Here is a 19,605-nt window from a genome sequence, read left to right as displayed (position 1 = left end):
CTGGCAATCGGCGCGGAGCAACCTCGAATCTGGCTTCCCGGCTGGGCCGTATTGAAACAGACCCTCGTCTTCGCGCAATGCGCTTAACGCCATCTTTACCATCTTTTGAGGAAATGGGAGCCAAAGCCGAACAGAATGAGGCCGAACGGATGGGGCCGAACAGAATGGGACGCTTAATGGACCTGAAGCGCTTACTGCCTCGAATCGTCATTGGCATCGCCATGCTGATCACCTCCGCCGCCACCGGGCAGGCGGTCGCGGCCGCACGGTCGAACACGTTTTCCCCCGAGGAAATCGTCGAGGCCGGCCACGAGATGTTCGGAGGCTTCTCCGAAAGCCTCGCGGCACTGGTGGAAAAGTCCGTCCAGCAGTACGGACTGCCGAACGGCTACATCATCGGACAGGAAGCCTCGGGCGCCTTCTTCGGCGGCGCGCGCTACGGCGAGGGTAACCTCTTCACCAAGCGCTCGGGCAAGCGGCACGTCTTCTGGCAGGGGCCGTCGCTCGGCTTCGACCTCGGCGGCGACGGCAATCGCACCATGATGCTGGTCTATAACCTGCCGCAGCCGGACTGGATCTTCCGCCGCTATACCGGCGTCAACGGCTCCGCCTATCTGGTCGGCGGCCTCGGCATGACGCTCCTGACCTATCGCAGCCCCTACAAGGACCCGGTCTACGTCGTGCCGATCCGCTCTGGCGTCGGGGCGCGGCTCGGCATCAATATCGGCTATCTCAAGTTCACCCCCAGCGCGACCTGGAACCCCTTCTAGGATCGCGGATGTCCGGCACGAGCCGGCGGAATTTCGCCTGACGTGACGGATCGGATACGCGTGTCCCGCTGTTTGCGCTATATCTCGGGACGCGTGCGGAGCGGAGTGCATTGATGATCCAGTCGGCCATGATGTTCGCCCTCGGGGCGTTCGTATGCGGCCTGCTGGCACTGGGCCTCGGCGTCGCCTTCGCGCGCCGAGCGCGTCGCCTCACCGAGCGCCGGCTCCTTGCAGCCTTTGCCTCCCGCCGATCCGAATTCGCGGTCGAGCGGGACGAGATGCGAGTGCGCCATGCCGTCCAGATCCGGCGCATGGAGCAGGAGATCGACCGCCTGCTGGAATGGGCTTCCGGCCAGAGAAGCCGCAGCGAAACCCGCGCTAGCGACGCCTTTGCGCTTCGCGCCGAACTCAGCGAGCGCGACCGGACGATCCGACAACTGCAGGACAGCCTCGGCGGCACCGAGGAACGGCTGAAGCACGCGGAAACGCGGCTTGGCGAAACGCGGGAAGCCCTTCGCAAGGCGGAGACACGCCTGCGCAGCCTGCCCGCCCGCCATGCGGCGCCCCTCCAACAACCGACATCCGAAGAGCAGCCGGTCAAGGCGGAAGCCGAATTGGCGGCGTCGGCGCGATCTTCGCGTGCGCACGGGGCGGCCCGCATGAGCGCGTTCACGGACCCGGCGTCGGCCTTCTCACCTACGGCGCCAAACGAAATCCGCATCTCGGATGTGCCCGCGGCGGCCAGCATGGCGCCCCAGCAGGGCGGTCTCGCGGTCGAATTCCCGTCTTCCCGCTCCGACACGGAATCCCCGGAGAATGGCACGGCCGTCATCCACCGGATCGCGGAGGAGCTTCGGCGTATCTCCGGCGAAGCGGAAGGCACCTTCGGCCGTCGCATCTGGCGCGCCCCGGCAACGCCCGCACAAGGCGAGACAGTGCCCGAGGCGGCCGCCGGGCCCGTACCCCCGACCGAGCCCGTCGGGCCCAAGGTGATCGAGATCGCTCCCGGAGAGATCCGCCGCAGCAAGACCGGCCCCGCCGCCTAGGAGGGATTACCCGGGGTTCCGAAGGGCGTCACTGGCCGGCTCCGCTCGCGCGCCCTCTGCAGCCTCCGCCCGATTTCGGAAAGAGCCATGCGAGCCAGTCTGCCCGTGCCCCGCGCGGTTGCCGGGCACGAGCGGAACGCTGTCAGACCTTGATCTGCGTCCCGATCTCGACCACCCGATCGGTCGGCAGGTTGAAGTAGGACGACACGGAATCCGCCGTCCCGGCCAGTGCGATGAAGAGCTTGTCCTGCCAGAGCGGCATGCCGGAGCGGGGCGAGGGCAGCAGCATGCGACGCGACATGAAGAACGAGGTCGACATGATGTCGAAGCTCAGGCCCTTCTTGCGCGCCGCCGCAAGCACGCGCGGGATATTCGGCGTCTCGGCAAAACCGAAGGTCACCATCACGCTCGTGAAGCTGTCGGAAATCGGCGTCACTTCCATGCGCGATCCCTTGGCGATGCGCGGCGTGTCCGCCGTGCGGATCGTCAGGATGATGTTGCGCTCGTGCAGGACCTTGTTGTGCTTCAGATTATGCAGGAGAGCGGTCGGCGCCCCTTCCGGATCGCCGGTCAGGAACACCGCCGTGCCGGAAACCCGGTGCGGCGGCTTGTTCTCCAGCTGGCGGATAAGGTCAGCCAGCGGGATTTCCGCCCGGCGCGTCTTGTCGAACAGCAGATGCGCGCCCTTGGTCCAGGTCCACATGACGAGCGCCAGGAAGGCGGCGAGCAGAACGGGAAACCAGCCGCCCTCCTCCACCTTGACGCTGTTGGCGGCAAGGAACGTCAGGTCCACGGCGAGGAACGGCAGGATCACCAGCCCGGCGAGCCACATCGGCAACTTCCAGCAGCGCTGCATGACGATGAAGGCGAGGATCGCGGTCACCACCATCGTCCCGGTCACCGCGATGCCGTAAGCGGAGGTCAGCGCGCTCGACGAGCCGAACAGGATCGTCAGCAGCACGACGCCGATAAAGATCAGCCAGTTCATCCGGCGGACGTAGATCTGCCCGGCATGGCTCTCCGACGTGTGGAAGATCCGCATGCGCGGCAGCAGGCCCAGCTGGATCGCCTGGCGCGTGAGCGAGAAGGCGCCGGTCAGCACCGCCTGGCTGGCGATCACGGTGGCCACAGCGGCCAGGATCAGCGTCGGCACCAGCAGCCACGGCGGCATCAGCAGGAAGAAAGGGTTCTTCAGCGTCAGCGGATCGCGCAGCACGAGCACGGCCTGACCGAGATAGTTCAGCGCCAGCGAGGGAAACACCACCGCGAACCAGGCGACCCGGATAGGCTTGCGGCCGAAATGGCCGAGATCGGCATAGAGCGCTTCCGCGCCCGTCACGGCCAGGAAAACCGATCCGAGGGTGAGAAAGCCCAGATGCCCGTGATGGGTCAGGAATTCCACGCCATAGAGCGGGTTGAAGGCAAGCAGGACGCCCGGCATCCGCACCAGCGAGAGGAGACCGGCAATGCCCATCAGGGCAAACCAGGCCAGCATGATCGGTCCGAAGATGAACGCCACGCTCGCCGTTCCGCGATGCTGGACCGCGAAGAGCACGAAGAGGATCACCAGCGTCAGCGGCACCACGTAATGCGAAAAGGCCGGCGTGACGAGTTCGAGGCCTTCCACCGCGGAGAGGACGGAGACCGCGGGCGTCAGGATGGAATCGCCATAGAACAGTGAGGCCGCGATGATGCCGAGAAGCAGCACGAAGACCGACTGGCGGCCGAGCCCACGCTGGGCCAGCGCCATCAGCGACAGAGTTCCGCCTTCGCCGCGATTGTCCGCGCGCAGCAGCAAGACCACGTATTTCAGCGAGACGATGATGATCAGCGCCCACAGGATCAGCGACAGCACGCCATAGACGGCGGCGACCGAGACGTCAGGCGAGCGGCCGGTGGCGGAAAGCACCGCCTCGCGAAACGCGTAGAGCGGGCTCGTCCCGATATCGCCATAAACCACGCCCAGGGAACCGAGCGTCAGCGCGCGAAAGCTCTGGCTGGGGGCGCCCTCATGAGGCTGAACCTGGGAAGCGTCCTCGCCGGACGGCGAAGCTTCCTTCGGGGACGACGAATCGACGGAAAGGGATTCAGACTGCACCGGTCTGCTCAACTCCAAAGCGCCGCTTCCCACCAAAGGCGAGAGCGCCGAGACCGCGGATCGCGCTGCGGAAGATGATGGTCTTCCGTTTCGCGCGGCCGAAAAATGGCGGCCGACAATCCCGGTATATAAGCCGATAGGCCATGCCTTGCTAGCCTCCCCCTTCGGCCGGACCGAGGAGCGGTGACGAGCAGGCGACAGACGGCCTGTCCGCACGCGCGGAGAAGAGAGAGAGAGAGAGAGAGAGAGAGAGAGAGAGAGAGACTCACGCCGGAAACAGAAAAAGCCCCCGATTGCTCGAGGGCTTCGAAACTTCTGATCCGGCCTTCATCCCGTCACGGCCAGCTGGCCGGAAGGATGGTACTCCCTAGGGGAATCGAACCCCTGCTTCCGCCGTGAGAGGGCGGCGTCCTAACCGCTAGACGAAGGGAGCGGCGAGCGGGGATATAGCGGCTCTCGCCCCCCGACGCAAGCACCCTTGTGGGATTCTTCTCAGGAAGGATCGGCGCGGGCTTGCGGAGCCAGTTCGATGCGGCGGATCACCTTGCCGGAGGCGAGATCCATGAAAAGTAGCGTCCCGGGCCCCTCCCCCGTGACCACGTTCAGGAGGGCGTGGTCGCCGTCCAGGCTCATGGCCGCGATTCGCGCCCCGGCGGGCAAATCCAGACTGGCCAGAGCGGGCGCCGGAATCTGCCCCTGTGCCGCGGCTTCACCCTGGCCCGGTCCGGGAACAGATCCCGGCGCTGCGGCGCTCGCCGTCTCCACCCGGGAGTGACCGGTGCGGATCTTGTAGACAATGGCGCCGATGACCGCGATAAGCCCAAGGATCATGAGCGCCGTCGATGCCGCGAGCATCAGCGCCATCTTTCGCCTGACCCGTTCGGTAGCGGGATCGAGAGGGCGATCCTCATCCTGGAGCGAGTTTCGGTCGTGGTCGTTCATGGTGATCCTGCAGGGGACAAAGAGATTTTCACGGTCGAACCGGACGAGGCCGGCGAGCGCCTGGATGCGTTTCTGGCGCGACGCGACGCCCGTTTCTCGCGCAGCCGGCTGAAGGCGCTGATCAAGGACGGGCAGGTCACGGCCGGCGGGCGGACGCTATCCGACCCCAGCCGCAGAATCAATTCCGGCGAGGAGATCGCCCTTTCCGTGCCGCCGCCGGAAGATCCGGAGCCGCAACCGGAGGCCATTCCGCTGACGGTGGTCTTCGAGGACCGTTATCTCCTCGTGGTCGACAAGCCGGTCGGCCTCGTCGTCCATCCCGCCGCCGGCAACTGGACGGGGACGCTCGTCAACGCCCTCCTGCACCATTGCGGCGACAGCCTTTCCGGCATCGGCGGCGTCAAGCGCCCGGGCATCGTGCATCGGCTGGACAAGGACACGTCCGGTCTCATGGTGGTCGCCAAGACGGATGCGGCGCATCAGGGCCTTGCCGCGCAGTTCGCGGACCACAGCATCGGCGGGTCGCTGGTGCGGGAATATCAGGCGCTGGTCTGGGGTGCGCCGAAGCCCGCGTCCGGAATCATCGAGACGCTGCTCGACCGCGACAGGGGCAACCGTGAAAAGCGGGCCGTGGTGCGCAGCGGCGGCCGGCACGCGATCACGCACTACCGCACCGCAGCGAGCTTCGGCCCGGAGCGCGTCGCGAGCCTCGTCGTCTGCGAGCTGGAAACCGGCCGGACGCACCAGATACGCGTGCACCTGACGCATATCGGCCATCCACTCGTGGGAGACCCCTTGTATGGCCGGGGCTTCATCACCAAATCAGGAAAGCTTCCCCCCGACCTCTCGGAAATCACCAGGCTGTTCAATCGCCAGGCTCTGCACGCCGGAGTTCTGGGCTTTCGGCACCCGGTAACGGGGGAGGATCTGCGCTTCCAAACGCCATTGCCGCCGGACATGGCCGCGCTCGTTGAACGCTTTCGTGAATTGACCGTTTAGCGATCAGGTATTTCTTCGCAGCTGCGAAGCGTTATACTCCGTCGCTTGTTCGGCAAACGGCCGTGCAAACTGCCGTCCTTCGGGGAAGGCAGCAGGAAGGAACTACCATGGCTAGAACCAACATTCCAGTGTTTCACGCCGGTGATGGCGGCCTCTCTCGTTACCTCGACGAGATCCGGCGCTTCCCGATGCTGCAGCCGGAAGAAGAATACATGTTGGCCAAGCGCTACGCGGAACATGACGACCGCGACGCCGCCCACAAGCTCGTCACCAGCCATCTCCGTCTGGTGGCCAAGATCGCCATGGGCTATCGCGGCTACGGCCTGCCCATCGGCGAAGTCATCTCGGAAGGCAATGTCGGCCTCATGCAGGCCGTGAAACGCTTCGACGCGGAGCGCGGCTTCCGTCTGGCGACCTACGCGATGTGGTGGATCAAGGCCGCGATCCAGGAATATATCCTGCGCTCGTGGAGCCTCGTGAAGATGGGGACGACCGCCAATCAGAAGCGGCTGTTCTTCAACCTTCGCAAGGTGAAGAGCCAGATCCAGGCGCTGGACGAGGGCGAGTTGAACTCCGCCCAGGTCACCGCGATCGCCGAGAAGCTCAACGTGCCGGAAGAAGACGTGATCTCGATGAACCGCCGGCTTTCCGGCGATGCATCGCTGAACGCGCCGATCCGGGCGAGCGAGGGCGATTCCGGCGAGTGGCAGGACTGGCTGGCCGACGATTCGGAAAGCCAGGAAGCCGTGCTCATCCAGCAGGACGAACTCGGCCAGCGCCGCGACATGCTGAAGAGCGCCCTTGGCGTGCTCGACGACCGCGAACGCCGCATCTTCGAGGCGCGTCGCCTGTCGGAAGATCCGCTGACGCTGGAGCAGCTTTCGTCGGAGTTCAGCGTCAGCCGCGAGCGCGTCCGCCAGCTTGAGGTCCGCGCCTTCGAGAAGGTGCAGAAGGCCGTGGTGAACGCGGCGCGCGAGCGCGACCGCGGCCTCACCCCGCTGATGGCGCCGGCCTGAACGTCCGCGCACGAAACATGAAAAAGGGCGCGCCACCGGCGCGCCCTTTTTGTTTGACCTGAACATTCCGGGGCAGCGACGCTGCCCCGTCGACGATCGTCCTCAGGACTTCGTCCAGCTGTCGATCACGTTCTGGAAGATCTTGTCGCCCGGAATGCCCTTCTCGAAGGTGATCAAAGCGCGCGTGCCGTCCTTGAAGAGGATCGGCATGTCGAACCACGACGCGGTCCGCAGCGCGGAGAGATTGCGGGTGATGTTGTCCTGCTGGTCGGAAAGCGCCACCCAGAACAGGCGGTCGGTAACCGTCATCGGCACGCCCGCCAGCGGGGTGCCGCGTGCCTGTTCGCTGGGCTTCAGAACCAGCGCCGGAACCTTGTCCACGCCGCTGGAGGCAAGCTGGCCGGAGCCGGAGAAGGCGATCTCGACCATATGGCTCGCGGGGAGCCCCTGATCCGTGTTCCGGGTGATCGTCAGCGTCACCGTGACGTTCTGATCCGGCAGCGTCACGACGCCCTGGATCGCCGGCTGCCCGTCCTTGGACTGGATCTGCGACCAGGCGATCGCACCCTGGTTCGCCTTGCCGGGCGCGCCGTTCAGGCCCTGCTGATAGTAGATGGCGCGTTGGGCGACCAGCGACTCGCCGGCGGCGGGAGCGTTGGCCGGAGGATTGACGTTGTCCGGGTTCGCAGCGGCATCCGGGGCGGCAGGCACGGCTGCTCCGTTCGGCGGCGTGTCGGCATCAGTGCCGGCGGGCGCGGTGGCGGCCGCCGTCGGGCCGCTATCGGAAGGCAGCCGCTCCGTGTTCTTTTCGACGGGAGCCGGGGGCTGAGCCGAGCTCTGAGCGCTGTTCTGGGCACTCCGATCGGGCGCGGCATCGTTCGACGCCGTCTGGGTCGGGTGCCCGGAACCGCCGCCGAACATCGAGCCCAGCGCGTCGCGCTTGGCATAGGCGACGCCGCCGACGATCACGACGGCCAGCACAACGCCGGCAATCGCGATAGCCGGTGTCCTGGAACGGGTGGGCGCGCGAAGCTGCTTGGCCGTCGGCCCATTGTTCCGCCGCTCGGTCGACCGCGGCTCCATCTGGAAACGGGCCGCGCCCGGTTCGGCGGGATTCTTCTCCCGGCCGCGAGCTACGGGTGACGGCGCCTCAGGATCGGATTCGGGATGATGTTCGTCCTCCCGATAGTCGGCCCCCTGATAGTCGGCGCCATGCTGCTCGTCGTAATGGCCATGCCCACCGTGCCCGTCATCGTGATCACCCTCGCGGTGGTCGTGACCAGAGGACGCCTCGTGGGGCTCGTCCTCGTATTCGGGCTCATATTCGGGGAAGGCGGCGTATTCGTCTTCGAGTTCGGAAATCGCGCTTTCCAGCTGCTGCTCCTGCAGCGCGATCTCGTCCTCCGTAAGAGGCGGATCCACCGAATGGAGCTGGCGGCTCAGAGCGGACCGGGCACGCTCATAGATCGCCGCCCGGGAGGCCGCGTTCGGCTCCGGCAGGGCGGCAAAGGATCTTCTCAGGATCGAAACGTAGTCCGGCATGGCTTCTGGTAACGGATTCCTCAGAAACTCGAAAGGTCTAATCCGCGAAGGGATCGCGGACCAGGATCGTGTCGTCACGCTCCGGGCTGGTGGAGAGAAGCGCGATCGGCGCGCCGATCAGTTCCTCGATGTAGCGGACGTATTTGACGGCCTGCGCCGGCAGGTCGGCCCAGGAACGCGCACCGGCGGTGGATTCCTTCCAGCCTTCCATCGTCTCGTAGATCGGGGTGACCCGCGCCTGCGCGCCCTGCCCCGCCGGGAAGCGGTCGATCCGCTCGCCATCGAGCTCGTAGCCCACGCAGACCCGCACCTCGTCGAGCCCGTCGAGCACGTCGAGCTTGGTCAGGGCGATGCCGTGAATGCCGGAAACCTTCACCGTCTGGCGCACCAGCACGGCGTCGAACCAGCCGCAGCGGCGTTTGCGCCCCGTGACGGTACCGAACTCACGGCCGCGCGTGCCCAGGAACTCGCCGACCTCGCCGGTGTCCTCGGTCGGGAACGGGCCGCCGCCGACACGGGTCGTATAGGCCTTGGCGATGCCCAGGACATAGCCGACGCTGGAGGGGCCGATGCCGGAACCGGCGGAAGCCTGCCCCGCCACCGTGTTGGAGGAGGTAACGAAGGGATAGGTGCCATGATCCACGTCGAGCAGCGCGCCCTGCGCGCCTTCGAACAGGATGCGGTCGCCGGCGCGGCGACGACGGTCGAGCAGGTCCCACACCGCTTCGGCGTAAGGGGCCAGCGGCTCGGCGACGGCGGCCAGTTCGTCGTAGATGGCGGAAGCCTGGATCTCCGGCTGGCCGAGGCCGCGGCGCAGCGCATTGTGGTGCACCAGCAGGCGGTCGATCTTCTGCGGCAGGGTGTCGAGATCGGCGAGGTCCGTCAGGCGGATCGCGCGGCGGCCGACCTTGTCCTCATAGGCCGGGCCGATGCCGCGGCCGGTGGTGCCGATCTTGGCACCGGGCGCCAGCGCGCCCTCTCGCAGCTGGTCGAGTTCCTGGTGCAGCGACAGGATCAGGGTGACATTGTCGGCGATGCGCAGCTTCTGCGGCGTGACCTCGACGCCCTGCCCCTTCAGCTTGTCGATCTCGGCGATCAGAGCATGCGGGTTCAGCACCACGCCGTTGCCGATCACCGACAGCTTGTCGGGACGCACCACGCCGGACGGGAGCAGGCTCAGCTTGTAGGAAACGCCTGAGATGACGAGCGTGTGGCCCGCATTGTGGCCGCCCTGGAAGCGAACGACGACATCGGCCCGTTCGGAGAGCCAGTCGACGATCTTGCCCTTGCCTTCGTCGCCCCACTGGGCGCCGACCACGACAACGTTTGCCATCGGTGTACCTATGCGTCTGATCGAATTTCCGGACGCAAAAAAACCCGGCCGAGCGACCGGGTCTCTTGCAGTTCCTCTTCTCCCATCTGCCGCCGGAGGTCAAGCACCGTGGCGGCAGATCGAAGTCTTTGGGGAAACTTGCCGATCAGAAGACCAGCGGCTTCACCTGCTGGACGCCCGGCAGCGTACCGATATTGCTGACCAGGCTCGCCGGCACGTCGCCGTCCACCTCGACCAGGGCGATCGCCGAACCGCCAGGCGCATCGCGGCCGAGCGAGAAGGTCGCGATGTTGACGCCGGAATCGCCGAGAAGGCTGGCGAAGCGGCCGACAAAGCCGGGCTTGTCCTGATTGGTGACGTAGAGCATGCGCGGGCCGAGTTCGGCCTCCAGGTTGATGCCCTTGATCTGGATGATACGCGGCTTGCCGTCGGAGAAGACGGTGCCGGCGACTGCCCGCTCCTGCTCCTCCGTGACGACCGTCAGGCGCATGTAGCTCTCATAGGCGCCACGCTGCTCGCGCCGCGTTTCCTCGATCTTGATGCCCCGCTCCTTGGCGTAGGCCGGGGCGGAAACCATGTTCACGGTCTGCAGCTGCGGCTGCAGGAACCCGGCAAGCGCCGCCGCCGTCAAGGCGCGCGTGTTCATGTTGGCGACCGCGCCTTCGTACTCGATGCGCACGGCCTTGACGTCGGTGTCGGTGAGCTGACCGGCGAACGAGCCGAGCTGCTCGGCCAGCTTCACCAGCGGCGTCAGGCGCGGCGCTTCCTCGGCGGTGATCGAGGGCATGTTGAGCGCGTTCTGAACGGCGCCGTTGATCAGGTATTCCGACATCTGCTCGGCAACCTGCAGGGCGACGTTCTCCTGCGCTTCCGTCGTGGAAGCGCCGAGATGCGGCGTGCAGACGATGTTGGGCGCACCGAACAGGACGTTGGACGTCGCCGGCTCCTCGGTGAAGACGTCGACCGCAGCGCCCGCGACCTTGCCGCTGTCCAGCGCCGCACGCAGCGCCTGCTCGTCGATGAGGCCGCCGCGCGCGCAGTTCACGATGCGGACGCCGTCCTTCATCTTGGCGATCGCCGCCGCGTCGATGACGTTGCGCGTCTTGTCCGTCAGCGGCGTATGCAGCGTGATGAAATCGGCGCGCCGGAACAGCGTATCGAGATCCACCTTCTCCACGCCCATCTCCCTCGCCCGCTCGTCGGACAGGAAGGGATCGAAGGCGATCACCTTCATCGACAGGCCGATGGCGCGCTGGGCGACGATGGAACCGATATTGCCGCAGCCGATGATGCCGAGCGTCTTGGCCGTGACCTCGACGCCCATGAAGCGGGACTTCTCCCACTTGCCGGCCTGGGTGGAAGCATCCGCCGCCGGCAGCTGGCGAGCGGTGGCGAACATCATGGCGATGGCATGCTCGGCGGTCGTGATGGAGTTGCCGAAGGGCGTGTTCATCACGATGATGCCCTTGGCGGTCGCGGCCGGAATGTCGACATTGTCGACGCCGATGCCGGCGCGGCCGATGACCTTGAGATTGGTCGCCGCGGCGATCACCTTTTCCGTGACCTTGGTGGCCGAGCGGATCGCCAGGCCGTCATACTGCCCGATCAATTCGAGCAGCTTTTCCTTGTCCTTGCCGAGCTTCGGCTGGAAGTCGACTTCGATGCCGCGATCGCGAAAGATCTGGACGGCGGTTTCCGACAGGTCGTCGGAGATAAGAACGCGAGGTGCCATGGAGAGTGCTCCTGGTCGATGCGCGCGGGCTGGAGGCCGGCACGCCGATACATGAAGGGGGAAAGTGGCCCGGCTTTTCAGCGCCGGGCCGAACGGGCGTCAGCCCAAGCTGGCGCTTACGCGGCCTGCTTGCCGAGCGCGGCCTTCTGCTGGCCATAGGCCCAGTCGAGCCAGGGCAGCAGGGCCTGAAGATCGGAGGCTTCCACGGTCGCGCCGCACCAGATGCGGAGACCGGGAGGGGCGTCGCGATAGGCGCCGATGTCGAGGGCGGCGCCCTCCTTCTCCAGCGCGGTCGCGAGACCCTTGGCGAAGGCGGCCTTCTCGTCGGACGAGAGCGCGGCGACCGTGGGGTCGACGATCTGCAGGCAGACGGAGGTGTTGGAGCGCGTCGCCGCATCCTTGGCGAGGAAATCGACCCAGTCGGTCTTTTCCACCCAGTCGGCGATCACCTTGAGATTGCCGTCTGCACGCGCGAAGAGCGCGTTCAGGCCGCCCATCTTTTCCGCCCAGGCGAGCGCGTCGAGGTAATCCTCGGTGCACAGCATGGAAGGCGTGTTGATCGTTTCGCCGGCGAAGATGCCGTCGATCAGCTTGCCGCCCTTGGTCATGCGGAAGATCTTGGGCAGCGGCCAGGCCGGCTTGTAGGTCTCCAGTCGCTCAACCGCGCGGGGCGACAGGATCAGCATCCCATGCTGCGCCTCGCCGCCGAGCACCTTCTGCCAGGAGAAGGTCACGACATCGAGCTTGTCCCAGGGCAGCGGCTGCGCGAAGGCGGCGCTCGTCGCGTCGCAAAGCGTCAGGCCCTTGCGGTCGGCGGCGATCCAGTCGCCGTTCGGGACTTTCACGCCGGAGGTCGTGCCGTTCCAGGTGAAGACCACGTCATTGTCGAAGTTGACGGCGGCAAGGTCCGGCAGCTCGCCATAGGCGGCGTCGTGCACCTTGACGTTGTCGAGCTTCAGCTGCTTGGCGGTATCCGTCACCCAGCCCGCGCCGAAGCTTTCCCAGGAGAGGCAATCCACGCCGCGAGCGCCGAGCAGCGACCACATCGCCATCTCGAAGGCGCCCGTGTCGGAAGCCGGAACGATGCCGATCCGATAATCGGCGGGAACGCCCAGAAGCCGGCGCGTCTCGTCGATCGCCAGCTTGAGCTTGGCCTTGCCGCCCTTCGCGCGATGCGAACGGCCGAGGAAGGCGTCCTTGAAGATGTCGGGGGTCCAGCCGGGGCGCTTCGCCGTGGGGCCGGAAGAAAAACACGGATTCGCCGGCTTGGCCGCCGGCTTCTCAAACGTCGTCATCTGCTATCCTTTCAGATAGGCGCCCTTCGGTGGGGAAGGGTGTCCCGCCGCCGGAGGTATAGAAGACGCGCCCCGGGCGCAAGGGGCCATCGCTTCCAGAGCCGCAAGAGTTCAACGGGCGTCCAGGAATCGTCGCCGTCGATCGGACACACGGGCCGTGCTAGACCACCTTCTGCTATTCGCGGGAGATGGAATGACCGATCCGGACATGCGCGCCGACGAAGTGACTGCCGCCGAGCGGACACAGCTGGCCCGGATTTCCCAGCGCCTGACCTTCGGACGGAAGGAGACGATCTACCTGGAAGGTGCCGACAGTCAGCACGGCTACGTCCTGATCGAGGGCGTCGTGGAAAGTTACTGCATGCTGTTGCATGGCGAGCGCCGCATCACCGCCTTCCTGTTTCCCGGTGACATCTTCGGCATGTCGGAGGCGGGCTGCTTCACCACGAGCGCCCGCACCGTCACGCCTGCCGTGGTGGATCGGGTCAGGCTCACCGACCTCTGGCAATTGCTGGAGGAAGACGCGGCGCTTCGCTTTCACCTTTTCTGCCACGCCTGCCATCAGGCCCGGTCCGCACAGCGACATTTGCTGACACTGGGCGAGAAGACGGCACGGCGCCGCGTTGCCGGGTTTCTCCTGACCCTGCAGGGGACCGCCACCTGCCGGATCGACGACACGCGCATCGCTCTGCCGATGCCGCAGACGGACATCGCCGACTATCTCGGCGTCACCCCGGAAGCGGTCAGCCGATCGCTCGTCGCCATGCAAAGGGAGGGCCTGATCCGCCGAACCGACCGCCACGCGATGGAGGTGGCCGATCCAGCCGCGCTCCGCGTCGAAGCGGGGCTGGAATAGACGGTCACCGGCCGCTTGTCTCAGACCGTGCCGGTTGCCGCTCCGCCCTCATCGAAGCTCTGCCGCGCCGAGAGCGCGGGCTGCCCGGGGTCCGCCAACACCCGGGCCGTAACCCGATTGACGAACTTGGTCCAGCGGCGGTCGAAGATCGCCAGAGGGTAGGCGACGATCACCGCACCAACTACTGTGACGGCTCCTGCCAGAAATCCAGCGCCGGCGCTCGACCTTCCGTCCGCATACCAGAGATAAAAATGTGCCCCCAGCGAAGCAAGAATTGGCACATGCACGATGTAAATCGGAAAAGAGATCGAGCCGAGGAACAACGCCCATCGCCCAGAGAGTGCGATGCGCATCGCCGGGCATGCCTCCACAACGAAGATGAGCAGGCAAGCTCCTACAGTTGTTACGAAAGTATATGGTACCCGACCATCGACCAGCATGGAAATGGGCGTGAAGGCTCCACGTGCGCCTTGGGAATAGCCGAGGAGATAGAGGCCGACGGTCAAAAGCGGAATCAGACTCAGGATCGAAAGCGGCTGCGGCTTCCGAGGCAGCGCCCATGCCAGCGCAACGCCGGCAGGAAACGCGATCATCAACCAGCTTAGATAGCTCGTCATGATGAACGTTATGGTGAGAATAAATATGCCCGGAACAATCTTTCCGCGCGTCGCGCCAAGAAAAAGAGCGAGCCCAAAACCAACATAGCTGCCGATAAGCTCGCTGCGCATGCTCCACAAGTCACTGATGAAGTATGTCTCTTCGCGGAAGAAGACCGAGAAAATCCCCTGAGCCAAAGCATGCCAAAGAGTTATGTGACTTCTTACGCCCGAATGAAACGCATTCCCGAAAGTTGAGAGCCATCCGGCTCCGGTTAACTTGCCCGTCTCTACGTAGGCATACGCCCCCGTCCAGAACAGGAACCACGATCCGAGGACACCGAGGAGAACGGGGCCGATGAGTCGAGGCCAACGCTTGATCGCGCCGCGAATGATGATCGACATGTCATCGGTCAGGAAAAAACGGCGCGTGAGGACAAAGCCTGAGAGCACGAAAAAGAACTGCACAGACGATGCGCCATTCAGCACAACGAACCAAATCTGGTTTGCGGCACTCCACGTAACGTCCGGCCGGGAAGGAACTGAGACGAATTCAGGAAAAAACGCCAGCCCGATATGCCAGAAAATAACGAAGAACGCCGCTACCCCACGAAGCGCCTCAAGCGATCCATCTTTCTTGTAGGAATTCATTTGCCCCCACCCCTTGGCTTCAGGGATGACGGATAGAGAGAGGAGAAACGTTATACAACTTCTGGCTGATGGAGCCGCAAGAGGTTGCATCGCTCCCGTGGCGAAAGCGTCACTCCGGGCAGCGTGTCGGCGGACCCCTTCCCCAGACATGAAAATGGCGGCCCGAAGGCCGCCATCTGAAAGTCTCAGGCGTGCGAGGCTGGCTCAGAACGCCTTCGGGCCATCGCCGAAAGTGTAGCGCAGACCGACGCGGATTTCGTGGGCCGCGATGTCCTTGTACTTGATACGGCCGTCGTAATCCGGATCCTTCGCCACGGCGTCGCCGAGGTTCAGGTAACGGTAGCCGACATCCAGCGCGACGTTGTGGGTGATGTCGTAGGAAACACCGGCCATGAGCGCCCAGGCGAAATTGGTGCGGCCGTCGCTGTCGAAATCGACCCGCGTGCCGTCGGCGTTGATGGAGTGGACGTCGCTGGTGCGGAGGTAGGAGAGGCCGACGCCGGCGCCGATATAGGGCGCGAAGCCGGCATAGTAGCCGAGATCGGCATAGACGTTCGCGAGGCCGGTGACGGCTGAGATATCGGCATATTCGTCGTTGAGGCCGGAGCCGCAGGCGCCGCAGGGCGTATTGCCGTGGAACTTGCCCGGCCACTCGTAGTCGACCGTCACGTCGGCACGCAGCCAGTCGTTGAACTTGTAGCCGACGCCGCCTCCGATCGTGCCCGTGTTGTCGATCTTCTCGTGGCTGAAGTTCACCGCACCGATTACCGCGCCGTCATAGCGCACGTCCGGGTTCTGGTAGATCTTGTAGCCGATGTCGCCGCGCAGGTACCAGCCGCTCGCGGCCACCGGCGGCGGGGGGATCACGGCGGGCGTCGCCGGAGGGGGCGAATAGATCGGCAAGTCGGCGGCGAAGGCAGCAGGGATCGCGGAGAACGCGATCGCGCAACTTGTCAGGGCCAGCTTGGTAGAACGGAGCATTGGTCTCATCCCTCGCGAATCGGCATTGCCCAAGGCCGCCGGTCAAAGGGGATTAATTGACGGGATTGCTTAATAACGCCTTAACCATGGCCGACCTGCTCCTCGAAAGGAGTATATCCTTGAACGAAGAGCGGCCGGACTGTGGTCCGGCCGCAACACTACTTGGCCAACCCAAGATCAGGCGGCGCGTTGCAGCACGCTGACGATATCGTTCACGATCGACTGCACGAGGTCGGCATTGTCCCCCTCGCCCATCACGCGGATCAACGGCTCGGTGCCGGAGGGGCGGATGACCAGCCGGCCGCTGTTGCCGAGCTTCGACTGCCCGTCGGCGATGACCTTCTGCACTTCGCTGTCGGCGAGGGGCTGACCGCTCTTGAAGCGGACATTGGTCAGGATCTGCGGCACGCGCTCGAAGCGGTGGCAGACCTCGCTGACCGGCTTGCTCTCCCGCTTCACCATGGCGAGCACCTGCAGCGCCGCGATCAGCCCGTCGCCGGTGGTGCTGTAGTCGGACAGGATGATGTGGCCGGACTGCTCCCCGCCCACATTGAAACCGTGCTCCCGCATATATTCGCTGACGTAGCGGTCGCCCACCTGCGTGCGCGGCATGGTCAGGCCCTCCGACTGCAGGTAGCGCTCCAGCCCGAGGTTGGACATGACGGTCGCGACGATACCGCCGCCGACAAGCCGCTCCTCCTGCTTCCAGAAGGAGGCGACGAGCGCCATCAGTTGGTCGCCATCGACGATGTTGCCCTTCTCGTCCACGATCACGACGCGGTCGGCGTCGCCGTCCAGCGCGATGCCGATATCCGCGCGGACCTCGTGCACCTTGCGCACCAGCGCGTCGGGCGAAGTGGAGCCGACCTCGCGGTTGATGTTGAAGCCATCGGGCTCCACCCCCATGGAAATCACGTCGGCGCCGAGTTCCCAGAGCGCGAGCGGAGCGGCCTTGTAGGCGGCGCCATTGGCGCAGTCCACGACCACCCGCAGCCCCTCGAAGTTCATGCGGCGCGGCAGCGTGCGCTTGGCGAACTCGATATATCGGTCGAGCACGCCATCGACGCGCTTGGCGCGTCCGAGCTCGGCGGCAGCGGCAAGCTCGCGCGACAAATCGGAATCCATGAGATCCTCGATATGCGCCTCGTCGCTGTCGGAAAGCTTGAAGCCATCCGGGCCGAAGAGCTTGATGCCGTTATCGTCGAACGGATTGTGCGAGGCGGAGATCATCACCCCGTAATCGGCCCGCATCGAGCGGGTCAGCATGGCAACCGCGGGCGTCGGGATCGGGCCGAGCAGGAACACGTCCACCCCCACCGAGGTGAAGCCCGCCACCATCGCCGTCTCGATCATGTAGCCGGAAAGGCGCGTATCCTTGCCGATCACCACGCGCTGGCGATGGCCGTTGCGATAATGCACGCCGACTGCCTGGCCAACCCGCATCGCGACGTCGGGCGTCATCGGAGCGGTATTGGCCGTTCCCCGGATGCCGTCGGTGCCGAAATAGCGTCGCGTCATTGTTCGCCTCGAGCGTGCTTGCCAACCCTCATCATCTCAAGGAATGGTAAACGAGAGTTAAGCGTTGTTCCGTCTTGCCCTGCTCTTAGCCCACGGCGAGCCGGTTCGCGCTCAAATTTGGTTTCCGATTGTTGCCTGCCCTAACCATGCGCCCGTTCGCGCGGGCCCGTGCTCGGCCGACGAGGCGGCGCCAAAAAGAAAAGGCCCGGCGCTGGGCCGGGCCTTTCGTTCTCACAGATCGAGCGGATCAGGCACTCGGCTGGGGCTCCAGGCCGTTGTCGCCTTCCGGTCGCGTCTTGGGACCGATGGAGGGCACCGCCGAGCCGCGGCCGATATTGGACTTGTCCTCGCTCGGATCCTCGCGGACGGGACGCTTGCCGTCCATGAGACCGCGGATTTCATCGCCGCTCAGCGTCTCGAACTCGAGCAGGGCCTGAGCCAGGCTTTCAAGCTCGCTCCGGTGCTCGGTCAGCAGACGGGTCGCTTCCGTGTAGCCTTCGTCGACCAGACGACGGACTTCGGAATCGATCTTCTGCGCGGTTTCCTCGGAGATGTTCTGCGTGCGCTGCACGGAATGACCGAGGAAGACCTCTTCCTGGTTCTCGCCGTAAGCCACGCGACCGACCGCTTCGGAGAATCCCCAGCGGGTGACCATCGCGCGGGCGAGCTTGGTCGCCTGCTCGATGTCGGACGCCGCACCGGAGGTGACACGGTTGTTGCCGAAGATCAGCTCTTCCGCCACGCGACCGCCCATCAGGATGGCGAGGCGCGAGGTCATCTGCTCGTAGCTCATGGAGAGCTGGTCGCGCTCCGGCAGCTGCATGACCATGCCGAGGGCACGGCCGCGCGGAATGATCGTCGCCTTGTGGACCGGATCGGTCGAGGGCACGTGCATCGCGATGACGGCGTGGCCGCCTTCATGATAGGCCGTCAGCCGCTTCTCGTCCTCGGTCATGACCAGCGTGCGGCGCTCCGCACCCATCATGACCTTGTCCTTGGCGTCCTCGAACTCGCGGGCCGTCACCATCCGCTTGGAGCGACGGGCAGCGAGCAGCGCGGCCTCGTTGACGAGGTTCATCAGATCCGCGCCGGAAAAGCCGGGCGTGCCACGGGCGATGGTCTTGAGGTTGACGCCCGGAGCGAGCGGCACCTTGCGGACATGCACCTTGAGGATCTTCTCGCGACCGATGACGTCGGGGTTCGGCACGACGATCTGGCGATCGAAGCGACCGGGACGCAGCAGCGCGGGATCGAGAACGTCCGGCCGGTTGGTCGCGGCGATCAGGATGATACCTTCGTTCGCCTCGAAGCCGTCCATCTCGACCAGGAGCTGGTTCAGCGTCTGCTCGCGTTCGTCATTGCCGCCGCCGAGACCGGCGCCGCGATGACGGCCGACAGCATCGATCTCGTCGATGAAGATGATGCACGGGGCGTTCTTCTTCGCCTGCTCGAACATGTCGCGCACGCGGCTGGCGCCGACGCCCACGAACATCTCCACGAAGTCGGAACCGGAGATGGTGAAGAACGGCACGTTGGCTTCGCCGGCGATAGCGCGGGCGAGCAGCGTCTTGCCGGTGCCGGGAGGGCCGACCAGCAGAACGCCGCGCGGAATGCGTCCCCCGAGGCGCTGGAACTTCTGCGGATCGCGCAGGAACTCGACGATTTCTTCGAGGTCTTCCTTGGCTTCGTCGACGCCGGCGACATCCTCGAAGGTCACGCGGCCATGCGCCTCCGTCAGCAGCTTGGCCTTGGACTTGCCGAAGCCCATGGCCCGGCCGCCGGCACCCTGCATCTGGCGCATGAAGAAGATCCAGACGCCGATGAGAAGGAACATCGGGAACCAGGACACCAGGACCGAGAGGAAGGACATCTTCTCGGAATCCGAATGCGCGCGGATCTGGACGTTCTTTTCTTCCAGCATCGACACGTAGTCGCTGCCGTTCGGCGCATAGGTATGGAAGCGCGAGCCATCCTCGAAGGCGCCGGTGATATCCTGCCCGGTGATGTTCACGCTCTTCACGCGGCCGTTCAGGACATCGGTGCGGAACTGCGAATAGCTCACGTCACCCGCGCCCGGCTGGCTGCTGGGGTTCTGGAACAGGTTGAACAGCGCCACCAGCAGCACCAGGATCACGATCCATAGCGCGAAATTGCGTAGATTCTGGTTCATTCGTGTGTCCTCGGGACCGGACTTGGAGGCACGTGACGAAAGCGCTCCGATCCCTTCATG

15 protein-coding genes and 1 tRNA gene are annotated in these 19,605 nt (G+C 65.1%); 5 read left to right on the top strand and 11 right to left on the bottom strand.

Going from position 1 to position 19,605, the window contains the following annotated elements:
* Nucleotides 1-176: 176 nt before the first annotated feature.
* Entirely contained in the window at nucleotides 177-770 is a 594-nt protein-coding gene (locus BMY25_RS00410) for a DUF1134 domain-containing protein (RefSeq protein ID WP_428976929.1), read from the top strand.
* 113 nt (nucleotides 771-883) lie between these two features.
* On the top strand, nucleotides 884-1,816 hold the full coding sequence (locus tag BMY25_RS00405) for a hypothetical protein (protein WP_092494621.1): 933 nt from the start codon (nucleotides 884-886) through the stop codon (nucleotides 1,814-1,816).
* 142 nt (nucleotides 1,817-1,958) lie between these two features.
* Here BMY25_RS00405 and BMY25_RS00400 read toward each other — a convergent pair whose 3' ends face one another.
* From BMY25_RS00400 to BMY25_RS20655, 3 genes are all read right to left on the bottom strand, one after another.
* The gene (locus tag BMY25_RS00400; protein ID WP_238858064.1) at nucleotides 1,959-3,914 is read right to left on the bottom strand and encodes a potassium transporter Kup; all 1,956 of its coding nucleotides are present in this window, start codon (nucleotides 3,912-3,914) and stop codon (nucleotides 1,959-1,961) included.
* Nucleotides 3,915-4,272: 358 nt separating this feature from the next.
* Nucleotides 4,273-4,347 (bottom strand) — tRNA-Glu (locus tag BMY25_RS00395).
* A gap of 59 nt (nucleotides 4,348-4,406) precedes the next feature.
* Nucleotides 4,407-4,547, bottom strand: a complete 141-nt coding sequence (locus BMY25_RS20655) for a hypothetical protein (RefSeq protein ID WP_177176635.1) — start codon at nucleotides 4,545-4,547, stop codon at nucleotides 4,407-4,409.
* Here BMY25_RS20655 and BMY25_RS00385 point away from each other — a divergent pair.
* Together BMY25_RS00385 and rpoH are read left to right on the top strand one after the other, a co-directional pair.
* On the top strand, nucleotides 4,527-5,855 hold the full coding sequence (locus BMY25_RS00385; RefSeq protein WP_346432133.1) for an RluA family pseudouridine synthase: 1,329 nt from the start codon (nucleotides 4,527-4,529) through the stop codon (nucleotides 5,853-5,855). The genes BMY25_RS20655 and BMY25_RS00385 overlap by 21 nt on opposite strands.
* A 107-nt stretch (nucleotides 5,856-5,962) precedes the next feature.
* Nucleotides 5,963-6,871 (top strand): RNA polymerase sigma factor RpoH, encoded by a 909-nt coding sequence (gene rpoH, locus BMY25_RS00380; RefSeq protein WP_092494618.1) that lies wholly within the window; start codon nucleotides 5,963-5,965, stop codon nucleotides 6,869-6,871.
* Between the two features lie 102 nt (nucleotides 6,872-6,973).
* Here rpoH and BMY25_RS00375 read toward each other — a convergent pair whose 3' ends face one another.
* From BMY25_RS00375 to BMY25_RS00360, 4 genes are all read right to left on the bottom strand, one after another.
* Nucleotides 6,974-8,413: a hypothetical protein gene (locus BMY25_RS00375; RefSeq protein WP_092494617.1), complete on the bottom strand. Its 1,440-nt coding sequence runs from the start codon at nucleotides 8,411-8,413 to the stop codon at nucleotides 6,974-6,976.
* 37 nt (nucleotides 8,414-8,450) lie between these two features.
* A complete protein-coding gene (locus BMY25_RS00370) occupies nucleotides 8,451-9,746 on the bottom strand; it encodes an adenylosuccinate synthase (protein WP_092494616.1) in 1,296 nt (431 codons plus the stop codon).
* Between the two features lie 145 nt (nucleotides 9,747-9,891).
* Entirely contained in the window at nucleotides 9,892-11,478 is a 1,587-nt protein-coding gene (gene serA / locus BMY25_RS00365; RefSeq protein ID WP_092494615.1) for a phosphoglycerate dehydrogenase, read from the bottom strand.
* A 116-nt stretch (nucleotides 11,479-11,594) separates the two neighbouring features.
* The gene (locus tag BMY25_RS00360) at nucleotides 11,595-12,773 is read right to left on the bottom strand and encodes a phosphoserine transaminase (protein ID WP_092494614.1); all 1,179 of its coding nucleotides are present in this window, start codon (nucleotides 12,771-12,773) and stop codon (nucleotides 11,595-11,597) included.
* 193 nt (nucleotides 12,774-12,966) lie between these two features.
* Here BMY25_RS00360 and BMY25_RS00355 point away from each other — a divergent pair, with 193 nt between their 5' ends.
* The gene (locus tag BMY25_RS00355; RefSeq protein ID WP_092494613.1) at nucleotides 12,967-13,629 is read left to right on the top strand and encodes a Crp/Fnr family transcriptional regulator; all 663 of its coding nucleotides are present in this window, start codon (nucleotides 12,967-12,969) and stop codon (nucleotides 13,627-13,629) included.
* Between the two features lie 20 nt (nucleotides 13,630-13,649).
* On the opposite strand, the gene BMY25_RS00350 is transcribed toward BMY25_RS00355, so the two are convergent.
* The 4 genes from BMY25_RS00350 to ftsH form a co-directional block, all read right to left on the bottom strand.
* Nucleotides 13,650-14,876 carry an acyltransferase family protein gene (locus BMY25_RS00350; protein ID WP_177176634.1) on the bottom strand — a complete coding sequence of 409 codons (1,227 nt, stop codon included), beginning with the start codon at nucleotides 14,874-14,876 and terminating at the stop codon, nucleotides 13,650-13,652.
* A 204-nt stretch (nucleotides 14,877-15,080) separates the two neighbouring features.
* Complete coding sequence (locus BMY25_RS00345) at nucleotides 15,081-15,857, bottom strand: outer membrane protein (RefSeq protein ID WP_092494611.1); 777 nt, start codon at nucleotides 15,855-15,857, stop codon at nucleotides 15,081-15,083.
* Nucleotides 15,858-16,034: 177 nt separating this feature from the next.
* Complete coding sequence (glmM, locus tag BMY25_RS00340; protein WP_092494610.1) at nucleotides 16,035-17,375, bottom strand: phosphoglucosamine mutase; 1,341 nt, start codon at nucleotides 17,373-17,375, stop codon at nucleotides 16,035-16,037.
* A 247-nt stretch (nucleotides 17,376-17,622) separates the two neighbouring features.
* Nucleotides 17,623-19,545 carry an ATP-dependent zinc metalloprotease FtsH gene (gene ftsH / locus BMY25_RS00335; protein ID WP_092494609.1) on the bottom strand — a complete coding sequence of 641 codons (1,923 nt, stop codon included), beginning with the start codon at nucleotides 19,543-19,545 and terminating at the stop codon, nucleotides 17,623-17,625.
* Nucleotides 19,546-19,605 lie beyond the last annotated feature (60 nt).

It is taken from the genome of Faunimonas pinastri, from assembly GCF_900110915.1.
Lineage (GTDB): Bacteria > Pseudomonadota > Alphaproteobacteria > Rhizobiales > Afifellaceae > Faunimonas > Faunimonas pinastri.
This window is presented reverse-complemented; position numbering and strand designations above follow the sequence as displayed.

Bases quoted from the DNA above. Each gene is read 5' to 3' on its own strand.
- BMY25_RS00355 (WP_092494613.1), top strand. From the start codon at position 12,967: ATGACCGATCCGGACATGCGCGCCGACGAAGTGACTGCCGCCGAGCGG.
- serA (WP_092494615.1), bottom strand. From the start codon at position 11,478: ATGGCACCTCGCGTTCTTATCTCCGACGACCTGTCGGAAACCGCCGTC.
- BMY25_RS20655 (WP_177176635.1), bottom strand. From the start codon at position 4,547: ATGAGCCTGGACGGCGACCACGCCCTCCTGAACGTGGTCACGGGGGAG.
- ftsH (WP_092494609.1), bottom strand. From the start codon at position 19,545: ATGAACCAGAATCTACGCAATTTCGCGCTATGGATCGTGATCCTGGTG.
- BMY25_RS00345 (WP_092494611.1), bottom strand. From the start codon at position 15,857: ATGCTCCGTTCTACCAAGCTGGCCCTGACAAGTTGCGCGATCGCGTTC.
- BMY25_RS00370 (WP_092494616.1), bottom strand. From the start codon at position 9,746: ATGGCAAACGTTGTCGTGGTCGGCGCCCAGTGGGGCGACGAAGGCAAG.
- BMY25_RS00375 (WP_092494617.1), bottom strand. From the start codon at position 8,413: ATGCCGGACTACGTTTCGATCCTGAGAAGATCCTTTGCCGCCCTGCCG.
- rpoH (WP_092494618.1), top strand. From the start codon at position 5,963: ATGGCTAGAACCAACATTCCAGTGTTTCACGCCGGTGATGGCGGCCTC.
- BMY25_RS00405 (WP_092494621.1), top strand. From the start codon at position 884: ATGATCCAGTCGGCCATGATGTTCGCCCTCGGGGCGTTCGTATGCGGC.
- BMY25_RS00360 (WP_092494614.1), bottom strand. From the start codon at position 12,773: ATGACGACGTTTGAGAAGCCGGCGGCCAAGCCGGCGAATCCGTGTTTT.
- glmM (WP_092494610.1), bottom strand. From the start codon at position 17,375: ATGACGCGACGCTATTTCGGCACCGACGGCATCCGGGGAACGGCCAAT.
- BMY25_RS00410 (WP_428976929.1), top strand. From the start codon at position 177: ATGGACCTGAAGCGCTTACTGCCTCGAATCGTCATTGGCATCGCCATG.
- BMY25_RS00350 (WP_177176634.1), bottom strand. From the start codon at position 14,876: ATGAATTCCTACAAGAAAGATGGATCGCTTGAGGCGCTTCGTGGGGTA.